This is a genomic window from Stenotrophomonas aracearum, from assembly GCF_031834615.1.
In the GTDB taxonomy this organism is placed as follows: domain Bacteria; phylum Pseudomonadota; class Gammaproteobacteria; order Xanthomonadales; family Xanthomonadaceae; genus Stenotrophomonas; species Stenotrophomonas aracearum.
The window spans coordinates 1,908,409-1,923,713 of record NZ_CP115543.1 but is presented as its reverse complement, the minus strand read 5'-3'; the positions used below and the strand labels follow the sequence as shown (position 1 = coordinate 1,923,713).

16 protein-coding genes are annotated in these 15,305 nt (G+C 68.1%); 12 read left to right on the top strand and 4 right to left on the bottom strand.

Annotated features, from left to right (window positions below):
* The first annotated feature begins 99 nt into the window (after positions 1-99).
* Both PDM28_RS08875 and PDM28_RS08870 read left to right on the top strand, forming a co-directional pair.
* Positions 100-2,202 carry a sensor histidine kinase gene (locus PDM28_RS08875; RefSeq protein ID WP_311184499.1) on the top strand — a complete coding sequence of 701 codons (2,103 nt, stop codon included), beginning with the start codon at positions 100-102 and terminating at the stop codon, positions 2,200-2,202.
* 3 nt (positions 2,203-2,205) lie between these two features.
* Positions 2,206-3,963: an EAL domain-containing protein gene (locus PDM28_RS08870; protein ID WP_311184498.1), complete on the top strand. Its 1,758-nt coding sequence runs from the start codon at positions 2,206-2,208 to the stop codon at positions 3,961-3,963.
* A gap of 6 nt (positions 3,964-3,969) precedes the next feature.
* On the opposite strand, the gene PDM28_RS08865 is transcribed toward PDM28_RS08870, so the two are convergent.
* From PDM28_RS08865 to flgA, 4 genes are all read right to left on the bottom strand, one after another.
* Positions 3,970-5,211: an ATP-binding protein gene (locus PDM28_RS08865; protein WP_102946867.1), complete on the bottom strand. Its 1,242-nt coding sequence runs from the start codon at positions 5,209-5,211 to the stop codon at positions 3,970-3,972.
* 52 nt (positions 5,212-5,263) lie between these two features.
* On the bottom strand, positions 5,264-5,596 hold the full coding sequence (locus PDM28_RS08860) for a flagellar protein FlgN (protein ID WP_171966812.1): 333 nt from the start codon (positions 5,594-5,596) through the stop codon (positions 5,264-5,266).
* Positions 5,597-5,598: 2 nt separating this feature from the next.
* Positions 5,599-5,901, bottom strand: coding sequence for a flagellar biosynthesis anti-sigma factor FlgM (gene flgM, locus PDM28_RS08855; RefSeq protein ID WP_102946891.1), 303 nt, complete (start codon positions 5,899-5,901; stop codon positions 5,599-5,601).
* Between the two features lie 82 nt (positions 5,902-5,983).
* Positions 5,984-6,646, bottom strand: a complete 663-nt coding sequence (flgA, locus tag PDM28_RS08850; protein WP_311184497.1) for a flagellar basal body P-ring formation chaperone FlgA — start codon at positions 6,644-6,646, stop codon at positions 5,984-5,986.
* A gap of 103 nt (positions 6,647-6,749) precedes the next feature.
* On the opposite strand from flgA, the gene PDM28_RS08845 reads away from it, so the two are divergent.
* The 10 genes from PDM28_RS08845 to flgJ all read left to right on the top strand — a co-directional run bounded on the left by PDM28_RS08845 (position 6,750) and on the right by flgJ (position 15,302).
* On the top strand, positions 6,750-7,694 hold the full coding sequence (locus PDM28_RS08845) for a chemotaxis protein (RefSeq protein WP_102946869.1): 945 nt from the start codon (positions 6,750-6,752) through the stop codon (positions 7,692-7,694).
* Between the two features lie 80 nt (positions 7,695-7,774).
* On the top strand, positions 7,775-8,170 hold the full coding sequence (gene flgB / locus PDM28_RS08840; RefSeq protein WP_102946870.1) for a flagellar basal body rod protein FlgB: 396 nt from the start codon (positions 7,775-7,777) through the stop codon (positions 8,168-8,170).
* 3 nt (positions 8,171-8,173) lie between these two features.
* Positions 8,174-8,581 carry a flagellar basal body rod protein FlgC gene (flgC, locus tag PDM28_RS08835; protein WP_070208099.1) on the top strand — a complete coding sequence of 136 codons (408 nt, stop codon included), beginning with the start codon at positions 8,174-8,176 and terminating at the stop codon, positions 8,579-8,581.
* A 26-nt stretch (positions 8,582-8,607) separates the two neighbouring features.
* Positions 8,608-9,288 (top strand): flagellar hook assembly protein FlgD, encoded by a 681-nt coding sequence (locus PDM28_RS08830; RefSeq protein WP_311184496.1) that lies wholly within the window; start codon positions 8,608-8,610, stop codon positions 9,286-9,288.
* 31 nt (positions 9,289-9,319) lie between these two features.
* The gene (gene flgE / locus PDM28_RS08825; RefSeq protein WP_102946872.1) at positions 9,320-10,543 is read left to right on the top strand and encodes a flagellar hook protein FlgE; all 1,224 of its coding nucleotides are present in this window, start codon (positions 9,320-9,322) and stop codon (positions 10,541-10,543) included.
* A 32-nt stretch (positions 10,544-10,575) separates the two neighbouring features.
* Positions 10,576-11,328, top strand: coding sequence for a flagellar basal body rod protein FlgF (locus tag PDM28_RS08820; RefSeq protein ID WP_102946873.1), 753 nt, complete (start codon positions 10,576-10,578; stop codon positions 11,326-11,328).
* A gap of 105 nt (positions 11,329-11,433) precedes the next feature.
* Positions 11,434-12,219, top strand: a complete 786-nt coding sequence (flgG, locus tag PDM28_RS08815) for a flagellar basal-body rod protein FlgG (protein ID WP_068851734.1) — start codon at positions 11,434-11,436, stop codon at positions 12,217-12,219.
* A gap of 23 nt (positions 12,220-12,242) precedes the next feature.
* Positions 12,243-12,935, top strand: coding sequence for a flagellar basal body L-ring protein FlgH (gene flgH / locus PDM28_RS08810; RefSeq protein WP_311184495.1), 693 nt, complete (start codon positions 12,243-12,245; stop codon positions 12,933-12,935).
* A gap of 7 nt (positions 12,936-12,942) precedes the next feature.
* A complete protein-coding gene (locus PDM28_RS08805) occupies positions 12,943-14,085 on the top strand; it encodes a flagellar basal body P-ring protein FlgI (RefSeq protein WP_311184494.1) in 1,143 nt (380 codons plus the stop codon).
* Positions 14,085-15,302 (top strand): flagellar assembly peptidoglycan hydrolase FlgJ, encoded by a 1,218-nt coding sequence (flgJ, locus tag PDM28_RS08800; RefSeq protein WP_311184493.1) that lies wholly within the window; start codon positions 14,085-14,087, stop codon positions 15,300-15,302. The genes PDM28_RS08805 and flgJ overlap by 1 nt, the downstream gene beginning before the upstream one ends.
* Positions 15,303-15,305: the final 3 nt, after the last annotated feature.

Genomic DNA, 15,305 nt, shown 5'->3' with positions numbered 1-15,305 from the left:
TTAGCGGCGGATGCCGCCGATAGTTGAGTGCCGCGTGCGCCGAAGGGGCCGCACCTACTACTATGGAGCGCCCCTCCGACCCCGGACCTGTCGCGCCCCATGCCTGTCGCCCCGCCCGGCCCGCCTGCCCAGCATCGTCGTGACCACCCGCTCGCCCGCGCCCTGCGCCGCGACCGCTGGCGGGTGGTGCTCGGTTACCTGGTACTGGCACTGGTCTGGATCCTGTGCAGCGACGCGGCCGTACAGGTGCTCACCGCCGACCTGGGCACCGCCGCGCGCTGGCAGACCGCCAAGGGCGCCTTCTTCGTCATCCTCAGCGGCGCGGTCATCTACCTGCTGCTGCGCCCGCTGGCGCACCACGTGCTGCAGACCCACCTGCAGCTGGAACACTCCGAGCAGCGCCACCGCCAGCTGTTCGAAGGCAACCCCGGCCCGATCCTGGTCTACGACCTGGACACGCTGGAGATCCTGGACGTGAACCCGGCCGCGTGCAGCCTGTTCGGCTGGACCCGCGAGGAGTTCACCGCGCTGCCGATGACAGCGCTGTGGCCGCCCGGCGACGAGCCCGCGCTGGCGGCCAAGCTGGAGCAGATCCGGGCCCAGCCCGGGCAGCTGTGCGAGATCACCGCCGACCTGCAGCTCAAGGACGGCACGACACGCAGCATCGAGATGCGCAGCAACTACCTCGACTACGCAGGGCGCCCGGCGCGACTGCTGATCGCCATCGACCGCACCCGCGAAGACCAGGCGCTGCGGCGCCGCGACCAGGCGCTGAACCGGGTCGAGGAAGCGCACGAGATGGCGCGGATCGGCGCCTGGGAAGTGGACCCTGCTACCGGCTTGGGCCGCTACTCCAACCAGGTCTACCAGCTGCTGGGCCGGCGCCCACCCGAGGCGCGGCGCTGGCACCGCTTCGAGGAATTGCTGGTGCCGGCCGACCCGGCCACCGCCGCGCTCACCGAACAGCTGCTGCAGGACATGCGCGGCGAGCAGGTGCAGATCGACGTGCTGCTGCCGCTGCTGGCCATGGACGGGCGCGCGCTGATGGTGCACCTGCGCGCCGAGCAGGGCAGCGGCGACGCCGGCCGCCCGCTCGTGGTCGGCACGCTGCAGGACGTGACCGAGCGCGAGCAATCGCGGCGCCTGCTGCGCGAGCGCGAAGAACAGTTCCGCGAACTGGTGCGGGTGCTGCCCGACGGCGTGGTGATCCTGTCCGAGGAACATGTGCTGTATGCCAACGCCTGCGCCGCCGCCCAATTCGGCTATGGCCAGCACACCCTGCTCGGCGAACCGCTGGCGGCGCTGGTGGTGGCCGGCGACCTGGCCCGGGTGCGTGCGCAGCTGTTCGCCAGCATTCCGCTGCCCAGCAGCGGCACCGAGGTGATCGGCATGCGCCGGCTCGATGGCGAGCGCTTCCAGGCCGGCCTGGCGGTGGGCGATGTGCGTTACGGCGGCCGCAACTGCAAGCTGCTGATCGTGCGCGACCTGAGCGAACCCGAACGCATCCGCGAGGCGCTGGAAACCAGCAACCGCGAGCTGCAGGCGATGGCCGGGCGGCTGTTCTCGCTGCAGGAAGACGAACGCCGGGCGATCTCCCGCGACCTGCACGACGACATCGGCCAGGCCATCACCGCAATGAAGCTGTCCGCCTATGCGGCGCAGGACGAGACCGACCCGCAGCGGCGCGGCGAGGACCTGGCGCAGATCATCCAGCTGGCCGACACCACGGTAGGCAAGCTGCGCGACATCTCCACCCTGCTGCGACCGCCGCAGCTGGACGCGCTGGGGCTGGAAGCAGCGCTGCGCTGGCAGGCCGGGGTGTTGTTCCGTTCCTCACCGATCGAACTGCTGGCCGAGATCGACGCGCTGCCGCGCCGCCCGGAAGGCGACATCGAGCAGGCCTGCTTCCGCATTGCCCAGGAAAGCCTGACCAACGTGCTGCGCCATGCGCGCGCCAGCCAGGTGCACCTGAAACTGCATGACGTGCATGACCATGGCCTGCACCTGCAGGTGCGCGACGACGGCGAAGGCTTCGACCCGGACGGCCCGCGCGGGCTGGGCCTGATCGTGATGCGCGAGCGCGCGCAGAGCGCCGGCGGTACCCTCAAGATCGAGTCGGCGCACGGCGCCGGCACCCTGGTCGACCTGTTCCTGCCGTACCGCAGCGACAGCGTGGCCACCCCCGATACGTTGGAACACTGAGTCATGTGGAACCCTTCCCTGCCCCTGGTCAGCATCGAGGACGCACCGCCGCGCCTGGGCGCCGGCAACCCCGAACTGCAGGCGATGGTGGCCGAGGCCGCCTCCGGCGGCACGCCGCTGATGCTGATGCACGTGGATATCGACCACTTCGCCTCGGTCAACGAGAACATGAGCGCGGAGGTCGGCGACCAGGCATTGGTGCTGGTCGCGCAGCGCCTGCAGCACCACCTGCGCGGTCGCGGCAAGCTGTGGCGGCATGGCAGCGACGAATTCCTGCTCGCGGTGCCGCGCGCGGCCGACATGCCCCTGCCGGACGACCTGGCCGAAGAAATCCGCCAGCAGCTGGAACTGCCGCTGTCGGTGCTGCCGTACACGTTGTTCATGACCGGCAAGCTCGGCGTGAGCCTGTGCCCGGAACACGCCACCGACACCTCACGCCTGCTCGACCACGCCGAAGATGCGCTGTACCAGGCCGCGCGCGAAGGCGGCAACGCCGTGCGCATCCATGCAGTCAACACGCCGTCCAGTGCCCACAGCGAAAGCATCATCGCGCGGCAGATCGTCGACGCCATTCCCAATGGCGAGCTGAAGCTGCGCTACCAGCCACTGGTCAGCGCCCGCGACGGGCACGTGGTCGGCATGGAGGCGCTGCTGCGCTGGCAGTCCCCTACCCTGGGCATGCTGGTGCCGGAGCGCTTCATGCGTACCGCCGAGCGGCTGGGCATCATCGTGCAGATCGGCACCTGGGTGCTGGAAGGCGCGCTGAAGCAGGCCCGGTTGTGGCGCGACCAGGGCTTCGACGATTTCACCATCGCAGTGAACGTTTCCACCCTGCAGCTGCTGCGCCCGAACTTCTTCGCCGAGGTGATGTCGCTGATGCAGGCGGCCGGCGTGCCGGCGCACATGCTGACCCTGGAGATCAACGAAAGCGCGCTGACCAACAACGTCAACTTCGTGCACGAAACGCTGGTGAACCTGCGCAACGAGGGCATCAGCCTGAGCCTGGATAATTTCGGCACCGGCGACTCCAGCCTGAGCGCGCTGGTGCGGTACCCGGTGGACAAGCTGAAGATCGACCGCAGCTTCATCAAGAGCGCACCCGCCGGCAACCGCGAGGCGGCGATCGCGCGCGCGATCATCGCCATGGGCCACCAGCTCGGCATGACCGTGATCGCCAACGGCGTGGAATCGCAGGCGCAGCTCGGCTTCCTGCGCCGCAACGACTGCGACGTGTTCCAGGGCTACCTGTTCGGCGAGCCGATGTCGGCCGACGCGGCGGGCATGACCCTGCGCCGGCGTTACCTGCGTCCGGAAGCGTTTGCCGAAACCCGCCCGGACCGCACCCTGCTGCTGCTGGACGACGAGGAGAACGTGCTGCGCTCACTGGTGCGCCTGTTCCGCCGCGACGGCTACCGGATCCTGGCCGCAGGCAACGTGCGCGATGCGTTCGACCTGCTGGCGATCAACGACGTGCAGGTGATCCTGTCCGACCAGCGCATGAGCGACATGAGCGGCACCGAGTTCCTGGGCCGGGTCAAGATGCTGTACCCGGACACGATCCGGCTCGTGCTGTCCGGCTACACCGACCTCAACACCGTCACCGACGCGATCAACCGCGGCGCGATTTATCGGTTCCTGACCAAGCCGTGGAACGATGACGAGCTGCGCAAGCACATCCACCAGGCGTTCCGGACGCATGAGGAACAGCGTCGCGCCAACACCGCCCAACCCGCGCCGATACCGGCGCCGGAAGGCGAATGATCGCCCTCAACGCGGTTGCTTGATCGGCAGCACCAACCGGAACGTCGATCCGACGCCCGGGGTGCTGTCGAGGTCGATGCGGCCGTGGTGTTTGTTGATGATGCTGTATGAAATGGAGAGGCCGAGGCCCGTTCCGCTCCCCACCGGCTTGGTGGTGAAGAACGGGTCGAAGATGCGCTGGCGCAGCTCGGGCGAAATGCCGCCGCCGGTGTCTTCGAATTCCACCCACACGTTCTCACCCTCCACGCCGGTGCGCACGGTGATCGTGCCGCGTTCGGCAATGGCGTGGCCGGCGTTGAGCAGCAGGTTCATGTAGACCTGGTTGAGCTCGGACGGCAGGCATTCCACCAGCGGCAGCTGGCCGAACTCGCGCTTCAGTTCCGCCTTGTACTTCAGTTCGTTCCAGATGATGTTGATGGTCGACTCCAACCCGGCATGCAGGTCGACCAGCTTCCACGACTCGTCGCGGCCGGAATACGAGAAGTCCTTCAGGTCGCGCACGATCCGGGTCACCCGCTCGATGCCCTCGCGCGATTCGGCCATCAGCTGCGGCAGGTCGCGGCTGATGAAGTCGATGTCGAAGCGGGTGCGGATGTCGTCGATTTCCGGGATCAACGCCTTCGGGTCCGGCGCACGCAGGGCGCGCTCGTAGGCTTCGATCACGGTGAACAGGCTGCGCAGGTATTCCTGCAGGCTGCCCAGGTTGGAATGCACGTAGCCGATCGGGTTGTTGATCTCATGCGCCACGCCGGCGGCCAGCTGGCCGATCGAGGCCATCTTCTCGGACTGCAGCAGCTTTTCCTGGGTGCCGTTCAGGCGCAGGTAGGCCTGGCGCAGTTCGGCATGGCGCTGCTGCAGCTCGCGTTCGTAGTCTTCCTGGCCTTCGATGCGGCGGAACAGCGCCAGGTAATGGCGGCGGCCGGCATCTTCCTGCTCGTACAGGTGCACGATGACCATGCGCTCGCCGACTGGCAGGCTGCCGTTCCAGTGACCGTGCTGGCGCGCGTGTTCCAGCGCGTCGGGCGGCAGCAGCTGGCGCAGCCATTTGGCCGGGTCCAGCCCGGAACCGGCTTCGGCGTCGCCATCGGTTTCCGCCTGGCCGAGCATCGCCCGTACGGTGGCATTGGCCACGGCCACGGTTCCGTCTTCGCGGAACAGCAGCACGCCTTCGTTGATGCGCTCGAACAGCGCAAGCAGGACCGGCTGCGGGGGCAGCGGTGCGGTGACAAACGTAGAAGACAGGGTCACGGTCGGATCGGGGCCGCTGGAACAGAGCGCCCACTATATCCGTGTTGACCGCTCAGGCGACCGCGAGCGGGCGCCGGGTATGCAGGGTGCTGGACTGGCCCTTGGCGTCGTACGCCGAAGATTCTTCGCTGCGGCCCAGCTGGCGCAGCGCCCAGTTGACCTCGCGGCGGCGGCGCGAGAGCAGCACGCCGTTGGCGCGGTTGCGTTCGGCCAGCTCCTGCAGCCGCTCCTGCTGCCCCACCGGCAGCACCTGCTCCAGCGCACGCAGCGCGTCGAGCTTGGCGCTGGTGGCGCGGATCAGCGACTGCACGTCATGCTCCACCAATGCCTGGCGTTCGACGTCCAGGGCATCGCTGAGGCGCTGCAGCGGCTCGCTCATGGCCAGCTTCATCCCTGCAGCTGCTGGTCCAGCTCGAGCATGCGCGAGGCGATCGCGTCCGGGTTGATCTTGTAGGTGCCGTTCTGCAGCGACTCGCGCACGGCCTGCACGCGGCCGGCGTCGATGGCCGGGGCGGTGCTCAGCTCTCGCTGCATGGCCTGCAGGGTGGTGGCTTCGCCGGTCAGCCGCAGGCTGTCGGCCGCTTCCACCGGGCGCGCCGGGGCATCGGTGCTCACGCTGGGCTTGTTACCCGGCGCGATGCTGCGCAGAAGGGTGGGCGCCTGCAGGTTGCCGTCGATTTTCTGGCTCATGGTGATGTCCTGGGAGTTACGGTTCACAAGGGATAACGGCACCACGGCCGCCATCTTTAGGAAAATTTACGGGTTGGAGTGGTCAGCGCGTCACAATTACGTCGCCGGAGGCCGCCACCGTACCCTGTACTACCTTGCGTGACGACAGATTCTCGACCGACACGCGTTCATGTTCACCGGCATCGGCCAGCGCCTTGCCGGCCACGCGGACCTCGACCCCGCCATAGCGGGAGACCAGGGCCACGCTGTCGCCACGTCGGATGAGACGCTGGGCGACCAGATCATTGGCCGACAGCAGGCTGCCGGCACTCAACGTGCGCCGCGCCACCCGCCCCACCGCCACGGCCGGGTCGGCCAGCGCGGCACCGGCAATACGGGCCACGTCACGCTGTGCAGTGGTGATATCGGCCGCCGTCAGGGTTTCTCCAGCGGCGATGCCCCGGTTGAGGATCAGCACCGCCTGGTTGCGCCGCACCTTCACCGGCACGAACAGGCGCCAGCCGCCGGCATCCGGGCAGCTGACCTCGACCGTGGTGGTGCCGGTGGGCTGTGCGACCAGCCCCTGGCCGCAGGCCGGCAGGCGCAGGGCCGAGTCCAAGGTGGTGTCGCCCTCGCTGCCGGCCGGCAACGTGGACAGTGCGGCGGCGCGGATGCTTTCCACCGGCTGCCAGCCGCCGGCGGCGTGCACCGGCGCGGCGGCCAGCGCGGCGGCGACGATGAGCAGGGCGAGACTATAGATACGCATGGCGGCTCCGGGAACAGGCATTGCGCAGGGTCATGCAAGCGGCGTGCCGATGACGCGTTCACCGACCCCTCAAGGGAATGCCAGTCGCGCCGATACCGTCTCCATGTCACATGACCTGCTCAACCGCATCGACCAGCGCACGCGCCTGGCTGGCCACAACCGCCTCGCCCTGCTGTTGTTCCGCCTTGGCGGACGTCAGCTTTTTGGCGTGAACGTGTTCAAGGTGCAGGAAGTCCTGCGCCGCCCGGACCTGTTCCAGGTGCCCGGCCTGCCCGGCCAGTTCGCCGGCGTGGCCGACGTGCGCGGCCGTTCGGTGCCGGTGCTGGACCTGGGCCTGGCGATCGGCCACCCCGAGCGTGAGCCGGACGCGGACAAGGCGCCGGGCTACCTGGTGGTGACCGAGTTCAACCGCTCGATCCAGGGCTTCCTGGTCAGCGGCGTGGAGCGCATCGTCAACATCGCGGTGGAAGACATCCACCCGCCGCCGGAGCTGGGCGCCGAATCGAGCTACCTGACTGCCGTCACCCGCTTCCAGGGCGAGCTGATCCAGGTGATCGACGTGGAAAGCGTGCTGGCCGACATCGCCCAGGTGCGCGGCGAGGCGGTGCTGGACCCGTCGATGGCGCTGTCAGCCGACGGCCCGCAGCTGCAGGTACTGGTGGTGGACGACTCACGCGTGGCCCGCCAGCAGATCCGCAGCGTGCTGGACCAGCTGGGGGTGGGCGCGACCCTGCTCTCGGACGGCAAGCAGGCGCTGGACCACCTGCTGCAGATCCACGCCGCCGGCGAAAACCCGGCCGAGCGGTACGCCATGGTCATTTCGGACATCGAAATGCCGGCCATGGACGGCTACACCCTGACGACGGAAATCCGTCGCCACCCCGGCCTGGCCGGCCTGTACGTGCTGCTGCACACGTCGTTGTCGGGCGTATTCAACAACGCCATGGTCGAACGCGTGGGCGCGAACGCCTTCGTAGCGAAATATTCCCCGCATGAATTGGCGGATTTCGTCCTCGACCGCCTCCGAAAGGTCGCCGAGGCGGCCTGACCGGTCTCCCGATAACCGCGATATGCGGTTATTGGCATAAGCCTTGCACCCTCCCCCACATCGTCCCGTGGGAGAGCGCCATGCCCAACCTGATTTCCGACTACCTGGGTGTCCACGCCCAGGCCATGCCGTTGCGCGAGCAGCGCATGAAGCTGATCGCCAGCAACCTGAGCAATGCCGACACCCCCGGCTACAAGGCCCAGGACCTGGACTTCGACGCCGCCCTGCGCAACGCCCAGGGCGCCGACAGCAACGGCCTGATGCGGACCACCAGTGAGCAGCACTTCCTCACCGGCAACGGCCTCAACCCGTTCCAGATCACCAAGGAAGGCGTGCAGCCCAGCATCGACGGCAATACCGTCGACCCGGACGCCGAACGCGCCGCCTACGGCCGCGCCGCGCTGGAGTACCGCGCGTCGCTGAGCTTCGTCGAATCCAAGGTGCGCTCCATGCTCACCGCGATCACGGGGCAATAAGCCATGAGCAACCTGCCCATTTTCGATATCGCCGGCTCCGCGCTGCAGGCGCAGTCCGTGCGCATGAGCACCCTGGCCTCGAACCTCTCCAACGCCGACACCGTGGCCGGCTCGGCCGACGCGGTGTACAAGCCGCTGGAACCGATCTTCCAGGCCGTCACCAGCCGCACCGACCCGAACATCACCACGGTGCAGGTCAAGGAAATCAGCCAGAGCGACGCCGCGCCGATCAAGCGCTACGAGCCCGGCCATCCGCTGGCCGACGGCGACGGCTACATCTACCAGGCCGACGTCGACCCGGTCGCGCAGATGGTCAACCTGATCTCGACCTCGCGCAATTACCAGGCCGGCGTGGAGATGCTGACCACCGCCAAGGAACTGGCCCTGGCCACCCTGACCATGGGTCGCTGACCCTTCTTATTGCAGGACACCCTTCCATGAGCACCACCAGCGGCGTCGGCAACACCGACATCTACAGCGCCTTGGGCCTGAACGCGCCCAACAGCAGCACCGGCAAGAAGAAGGACACCCTGGACCAGGCCGACTTCCTGCGCCTGATGACCGAACAGCTGCAGCACCAGGATCCGCTCAAGCCGATGGACAACACCCAGATGGTGGCGCAGATGGCGCAGCTGTCGCAGGTGCAGGGCATCAACGACCTCAACAGCACGGTCAAGGGCTTCCAGGAGTCGATGGCCGGCGACCAGGTGCTGCGTGGCGCGGCGCTGGTCGGCCACGAGGTGCTGGTGCCGTCCAGCAAGTGGCAGCTGGAGGCCGAAGGCGGCACCAGCGGCATGGTCGCCGCCCCCGGCGCCGGCTACGTCACCGTGGACATCACCGATGCCAACGGGGTCAAGGTCACCCAGCTCAGCGTGGAAGCCAAGGCCGCCGGCGAAGTGAGCTTCGAGTGGGACGGCAAGGACGCCAATGGCAACCGCGTGGCCGCCGGCAGCTACAGCATCGCCGCCACCCACACCGATACGGCCGGTACCCAGACCAAGACCAATACCTACGTCGAAGCTCCGGTGGAAAGCGTCACCGTCGGCTCGGACGGCCTGTACCTCAACCTCAAGGGCCTCGGTACGGCCCCGATCGACTACGTGCTGCGCGTCAGCTGAGTCCCTTCGTCACGCATCCAAGGAGAACCCCATGGGCTTCAACATCTCGCTGTCCGGCATCAACGCCGCCAATGCCGACCTGAACGTCACCGCGAACAACATCGCCAACGTCAACACCACCGGCTTCAAGGAATCGCGCGCGGAATTCGCCGACCTGTTCTCGGCCACCAGCTACGGCCTGTCCAAGAACGCGGTCGGTTCGGGCGTGCGCCTGACCAACGTGGCCCAGCAGTTCTCGCAGGGCAACAACGAACAGACCGGGCGCAGCCTGGACATGGCCATTTCCGGTGAGGGCTTCTTCACCATGAACATGAACGGTGCGCGCGTGTACTCGCGTGCCGGCAACTTCCAGACCGACCAGGCCGGCTACGTCACCAACCCGCAGGGCGCGCGCCTGCAGGTGTTCGCGCCCAATGCCGACGGCACCGGCTTCGATGCCGGCCGCCTCACCGACCTGCAGCTGCTCACCACCGACAGCGCCCCGAAGCAGACCGGGAAGGTCAACGTGGCGTTCACCCTGCCGGCAAACGCCAAGCAGCCCACGGTGACCCCCTTCGACCCGACCGACTCCAACAGCTACAGCGAGTCCACCGGCGGCGTCACCGTGTACGACTCGCTGGGCGTCAGCCACACCCAGACCTCGTACTTCGTCAAGACCGGCGGCGTCAACGAGTGGCAGGTCTACAACTACGTGGACGGCCAGGCCGTGGGTGCCCCGACCACGATGGCCTTCAACAACGCCGGTGCGCTGACCAATCCGGCCAATGGCCAGATCGTCATGGACCCGTTCACCCCGAGCACCGGCGCCGGCACCCTGGCGATGACCCTGGACGTGACCGGTTCGACCCAGTACGGCGAGAAGTTCGCGCTGCGCAACACCCAGCAGGACGGTTACGCCGCCGGCAAGCTCAACGAGATCACCGTGTCCGAGGAAGGCGTGGTCTACGCCCGCTACACCAACGGCGACGACAAGCCGCTGGGCCAGGTCGCGCTGACCACCTTCAACAACTCGCAGGGCCTGGAAGCCAAGGGCAACAACCTGTGGGTGGAAACCTTCAGCTCCGGCACCCCGCGCACCGGCGCACCGGACAGCTCCAACCTGGGCAAGGTCCAGGCCGGTTCGCTGGAATCCTCCACGGTCGACCTGACCGAGCAGCTGGTCAACATGATCACCGCCCAGCGCAACTTCCAGGCCAATTCGCAGATGGTCTCGACCATGGACCAGATCACCCAGACCATCATCAACATCCGTTGATGAGCCACTGACCGCCGCACGGGAACACCACCATGGACAAGGCTCTCTACGTTGCGATGACCGGTGCGCGCGCCTCCCTGCAGGCGCAGGGCACGCTGTCGCACAACCTGGCCAACACCGATACGCCCGGATTCAAGGAAGCGCTGGCCAATACCGAAGCCTTCCCGATCAAGGGCGCCGGCTTCGCCTCGCGCGTGGACGCCCTGCACGTGGACGCAGGCTTCAACCGCCGCCAGGGCGCACAGCAGATCACCGGCAACGCGCTGGACCTGTCGCTCGAGCAGGGCAACTGGCTGGCGGTGCAGGCACCCACCGGCGGCGGCGAGGCCTACACCCGCGGCGCCGCGCTGTCGATCACGCCCAACGGCCAGCTGGTCACCGCCGGCGGCCACCCGGTGCTGGACGAGAACGGCGTGCCGATCGCGGTGCCGCCGCACCAGGCGATGGACATCGGCAACGACGGCACCATCTCGATCATCCCGCAGGGCGAAGGCCCGCAGACCATGGCGGTGATCGGTCGCCTGCGCGTGGTGCAGGCCGAGGATGCGCGGCTGGAGCGCGGCCTGGACGGGCTGATGCGCAACACCGACCCGCAGCAGCCGTTCGTGCAGGCCCAGGGCAAGTCGCTGGACAGCGGCCAGCTGGAAGGCAGCAACGTGGACGCGGCCGGCGCGCTGGTGCAGATGATCCAGCTGCAGCGCCAGTACGAAATGCAGGTGAAGGTGATCAAGCACGGCGACGACAACGCCCGCAGCGCCAACTCCCTGCTGCGCCTGGGTAGCTGACCGGGCGCCCCGACGTAATCCCGGCGCGGTTGTGGCACGCGCCATGCATCAGCCAGAACGACGGCCGCGCCATGCGGCCACCCGCACCAACACAGGAACAAGGCCATGAACCAGGCATTGTGGATCGCAAAGACCGGACTGGACGCGCAGCAGACGCGCATGTCGGTGGTGTCCAACAACCTCGCCAACACCAATACCACCGGTTTCAAGCAGGACCGTGCCAGCTTCGAAGACCTGCTGTACCAGCAGGTGCGCCAGCCCGGCGGTTCCTCCTCGGCCCAGACCCAGCTGCCGACCGGCCTGCAGCTGGGCACCGGCGTGCGCGTGGTGGCCACCTCGAAGAACTTCGAGCAGGGCAGCCAGCAGCAGACCGGCCGCGCGCTGGACGTGATGGTCAACGGTCGTGGCTTCTTCGAAGTGCAGATGCCCGACGGTTCGTCGGCGTATACCCGTGACGGCTCGTTCCAGCGCAACCAGCAGGGCGAACTGGTCACCAACAGCGGCTACCCGGTGCAGCCGGGCATCCAGATTCCCGAAGGCGCGCAGTCGCTGACCATCGGCACCGACGGCACCATCAGCGTGAAGATGGCCGATGACGCGGCCTCGGTGGAGATCGGCGCACTGACCCTGACCGACTTCGTCAATCCGGCCGGCCTGCAGGCACGCGGCGAGAACCTGTTCCTGGAAACCACCGCCTCCGGCCCCGCGCAGAACGGCAATCCCGGCCTGAACGGCCTGGGCAGCGTGGTCCAGGGCGCGCTGGAAGGCAGCAACGTCAACGTGGTCGAAGAGCTGGTGTCGATGATCGAAACCCAGCGCGCCTACGAAATGAACGCCAAGGCCATTTCAACCACCGACTCGATGCTCGGTTACCTCAACAACAACGTCTGATCGGTTTGAACCGGGACCCCGCCATGCTGCCTCTCACCCCTGCCCTTCGCCTGCTTTCCGCCGCCAGCGTGGTCGCCCTGCTCGGCGGCTGCGTGATCGCCGGCGACGTCCGGCCGTACCCGGCCATGGCCCCGGTGGTCCCCGTGGTCGCACCGAGCGCCCCGGCCACTGCCGGCGCCATCTACGCCGCCGGCCCGGGCCTGCAGCTGTATTCGGACCGTCGCGCGCGCGATGTCGGCGACCTGCTGACGATTACCCTGACCGAAAACACCACCGCGCAGACTACCGCCAACACCAGCACCGACAAGGAATCCAACCTTGCCCTGAGCACGCCGACGCTGCTCGGCGCGCCGGTCACCCTGGGCGGCAAGGACATCCTGAGTGCCACGGCGTCGGGTAGCCGCGACTTCACCGGCAAGGGCACCAGCGCGCAGAGCAACCGCCTGCAGGGCAGCGTGACCGTGACCGTGATGCAGCGGCTGCCGAACGGCAACCTGGTCGTGCAGGGTGCGAAGAACCTGCGCCTCAACCAGGGCGACGAGCTGGTGCAGGTGCAGGGCATCGTGCGCTCGGCCGACATCTTCCCGGACAACACCATTCCCTCCAGCCGCGTGGCCGATGCGCGCATCGTGTACGGCGGGCGCGGGCCGGTTGCGCAGTCCAATGCGATGGGCTGGCTGAGCCGGTTCTTCAACTCGGCGCTGGTGCCGTTCTGAGGTGGGTATGAAGAATATTGTTTCGATCATTCGTGCGCAGCGGGGCAGAGCCCCGCTCTACGTGTTTGCCATCATCGGCTTGCTGGCAGTGGCTGCGCCTGCGTCGGCAGAGCGCATCAAGGATCTTGCCCAGGTCGGCGGGGTGCGTGGCAATGCGCTGGTCGGCTACGGGCTGGTGGTCGGCCTGGATGGCAGCGGTGACCGCACCAGCCAGGCGCCGTTTACCGTGCAGAGCCTGAAGAACCTGCTGGGCGAGCTGGGCGTGAACGTGCCGGCCAACGTCAATCCGCAATTGAAGAATGTGGCCGCGGTGGCGATCCATGCGGAACTGCCGCCGTTTGCCAAGCCGGGCCAGCCGATCGACATCACCGTGTCGTCGATCGGCAACGCGGTGTCGCTGCGCGGTGGTTCGCTGCTGATGGCGCCGCTGCGCGGTGCCGACGGCCAGGTGTACGCCATCGCGCAGGGCAACCTGGTGGTCGGCGGATTCGGCGCGCAGGGCAAGGACGGTTCGCGCGTCTCGGTCAACGTGCCCAGCGTCGGCCGCATTCCCAACGGCGCCACCGTCGAGCGCGCCCTGCCCGACGTGTTCAGCGCCGGCGGCGACATCACCCTGAACCTGCACCAGAACGACTTCACCACCGTCTCGCGCATGGTCGCCGCGCTGAACAACGCGTTCGGCGAAGGCGCCGCGCGTGCGGTGGACGGCGTGACCGTGGCGGTCCGCTCGCCCACCGACCCGGGTGCACGCATCGGCATGCTCGCGCGCATCGAGAATCTTGAACTCACCCCCGGCAGTGCGCCGGCCAAGGTGGTGGTCAACTCGCGTACCGGCACGGTCGTGATCGGCTCCCAGGTTCACGTGGGCGCTGCGGCGATCTCGCACGGCTCGCTCACCGTGACCATCAACGAAAACGCCAACGTCAGCCAGCCCAATGCGTTTGCCGGCGGCCAGACCGTGGTCACCCCGCAGTCGACCATCACCGCCACCAATGATGGCAGCCGCATGTTCAAGTTCAACGGCGGCAGCACGCTCGACGAGATCGTGCATGCGGTCAACGCCGTTGGCGCGGCCCCGGGCGACCTGATCGCGATCCTGGAGGCGCTCAAGCAGGCCGGCGCGCTCAGTGCCGAGCTCGAGGTGATCTGATGCGCATCCAACCGTCGCTGGAACTCAACCCCGCCCAGGCCAACAGCCCGGCCAAGGTCGACAAGGTCGCGCGCCAGCTGGAGGGCCAGTTCGCGCAGATGCTGGTCAAGAGCATGCGCGACGCCAGCTTCGGCGACTCGCTGCTGCCCGGCGAGAACACCACGTTCCGCGACATGTACGACCAGAAGATCGCCGAGGCGATGACCCGTGGCCGTGGCCTGGGCCTGTCGGCGATGATCGCGCGCCAGCTCGGCGGCGGCGAAGGTGAAGCGGCCAAGCCGACCGATACCCGCCTGGATCCCGGCGCCGCGCTGCGCGCCTACCGCCTCAACGCGCCGGCGGCCGCGCCGATGGCGCTGCCGGGCGCCGAGCCGCTTCCCGGCGGCACCAGCGAAGTGGACCTGCTGCAGAAGATGAGCGGCGGTGCGCCGGCTGCCGTGCTGCAGCCGATGGAGCGCGCGCTGGACCTGATCGCCGGGCGCGAAAGCAGCCAGATGCACGAAGCCATCGGCCGCAGCGATGCGTACGGCGCGATGCCTTCGCAGGATGTCGCCAGCGCCGACTGGGCGATGGCCGACGACCGCTGGAGCAACGTAGGCGGCGCCGCCGCCGCGCCCGGTGCGGTCGACACCCTCGCCGCCAGCACCGCCGCCGCGCAGCTCGGCCCGCACACCCCGGAAGGCTTCGTGGCCAGCATCTGGGGCCACGCGCAGCAGGCCGCACGCGAACTCGGCGTGGACGCCAAGGCGCTGGTCGCCCAGGCCGCGCTGGAAACCGGCTGGGGCCGCAAGCTGGTGCAGCGCAATGGCGGCGGCAGCTCGCACAACCTGTTCGGGATCAAGTCCACCGGCTGGAGCGGCGAGCGCGCCACCAGCGGCACCCACGAATATGTGGACGGCGTGCGCCGTAACGAAACCGCCAGCTTCCGCGCCTACGGCTCGGTTGGCGACAGCTTTGCCGACTACGTGAAGCTGCTCAAGAACAGCCCGCGTTACCAGAACGCCCTGCAGGCCGGCAGCGACGTGCGCGGCTTCGCGCAGGGCCTGCAGCGGGCCGGGTATGCCACCGACCCGCGTTACGCGGCCAAGATCGCCGCGATCGCCGGCGGCCCGACCATCGAGCGCGCCATCGCCGCCGTGGACGACGCCGGCCAGCGCCTGGGCCGCACGTTTGCCAGTACCGCCAGCCCTGCCGGGCTGGGGGCAATCCGTCGTTGAGGT

Excerpts from the sequence above, each read along its gene's own strand:
- flgA (WP_311184497.1), bottom strand. The coding sequence starts at position 6,646 with ATGCGTATCTATAGTCTCGCCCTGCTCATCGTCGCCGCCGCGCTGGCC.
- PDM28_RS08870 (WP_311184498.1), top strand. The coding sequence starts at position 2,206 with ATGTGGAACCCTTCCCTGCCCCTGGTCAGCATCGAGGACGCACCGCCG.
- PDM28_RS08875 (WP_311184499.1), top strand. The coding sequence starts at position 100 with ATGCCTGTCGCCCCGCCCGGCCCGCCTGCCCAGCATCGTCGTGACCAC.
- flgH (WP_311184495.1), top strand. The coding sequence starts at position 12,243 with ATGCTGCCTCTCACCCCTGCCCTTCGCCTGCTTTCCGCCGCCAGCGTG.
- PDM28_RS08830 (WP_311184496.1), top strand. The coding sequence starts at position 8,608 with ATGAGCACCACCAGCGGCGTCGGCAACACCGACATCTACAGCGCCTTG.
- flgE (WP_102946872.1), top strand. The coding sequence starts at position 9,320 with ATGGGCTTCAACATCTCGCTGTCCGGCATCAACGCCGCCAATGCCGAC.
- PDM28_RS08805 (WP_311184494.1), top strand. The coding sequence starts at position 12,943 with ATGAAGAATATTGTTTCGATCATTCGTGCGCAGCGGGGCAGAGCCCCG.
- PDM28_RS08820 (WP_102946873.1), top strand. The coding sequence starts at position 10,576 with ATGGACAAGGCTCTCTACGTTGCGATGACCGGTGCGCGCGCCTCCCTG.
- flgB (WP_102946870.1), top strand. The coding sequence starts at position 7,775 with ATGCCCAACCTGATTTCCGACTACCTGGGTGTCCACGCCCAGGCCATG.
- flgG (WP_068851734.1), top strand. The coding sequence starts at position 11,434 with ATGAACCAGGCATTGTGGATCGCAAAGACCGGACTGGACGCGCAGCAG.
- flgC (WP_070208099.1), top strand. The coding sequence starts at position 8,174 with ATGAGCAACCTGCCCATTTTCGATATCGCCGGCTCCGCGCTGCAGGCG.
- flgJ (WP_311184493.1), top strand. The coding sequence starts at position 14,085 with ATGCGCATCCAACCGTCGCTGGAACTCAACCCCGCCCAGGCCAACAGC.
- flgM (WP_102946891.1), bottom strand. The coding sequence starts at position 5,901 with ATGAGCCAGAAAATCGACGGCAACCTGCAGGCGCCCACCCTTCTGCGC.
- PDM28_RS08845 (WP_102946869.1), top strand. The coding sequence starts at position 6,750 with ATGTCACATGACCTGCTCAACCGCATCGACCAGCGCACGCGCCTGGCT.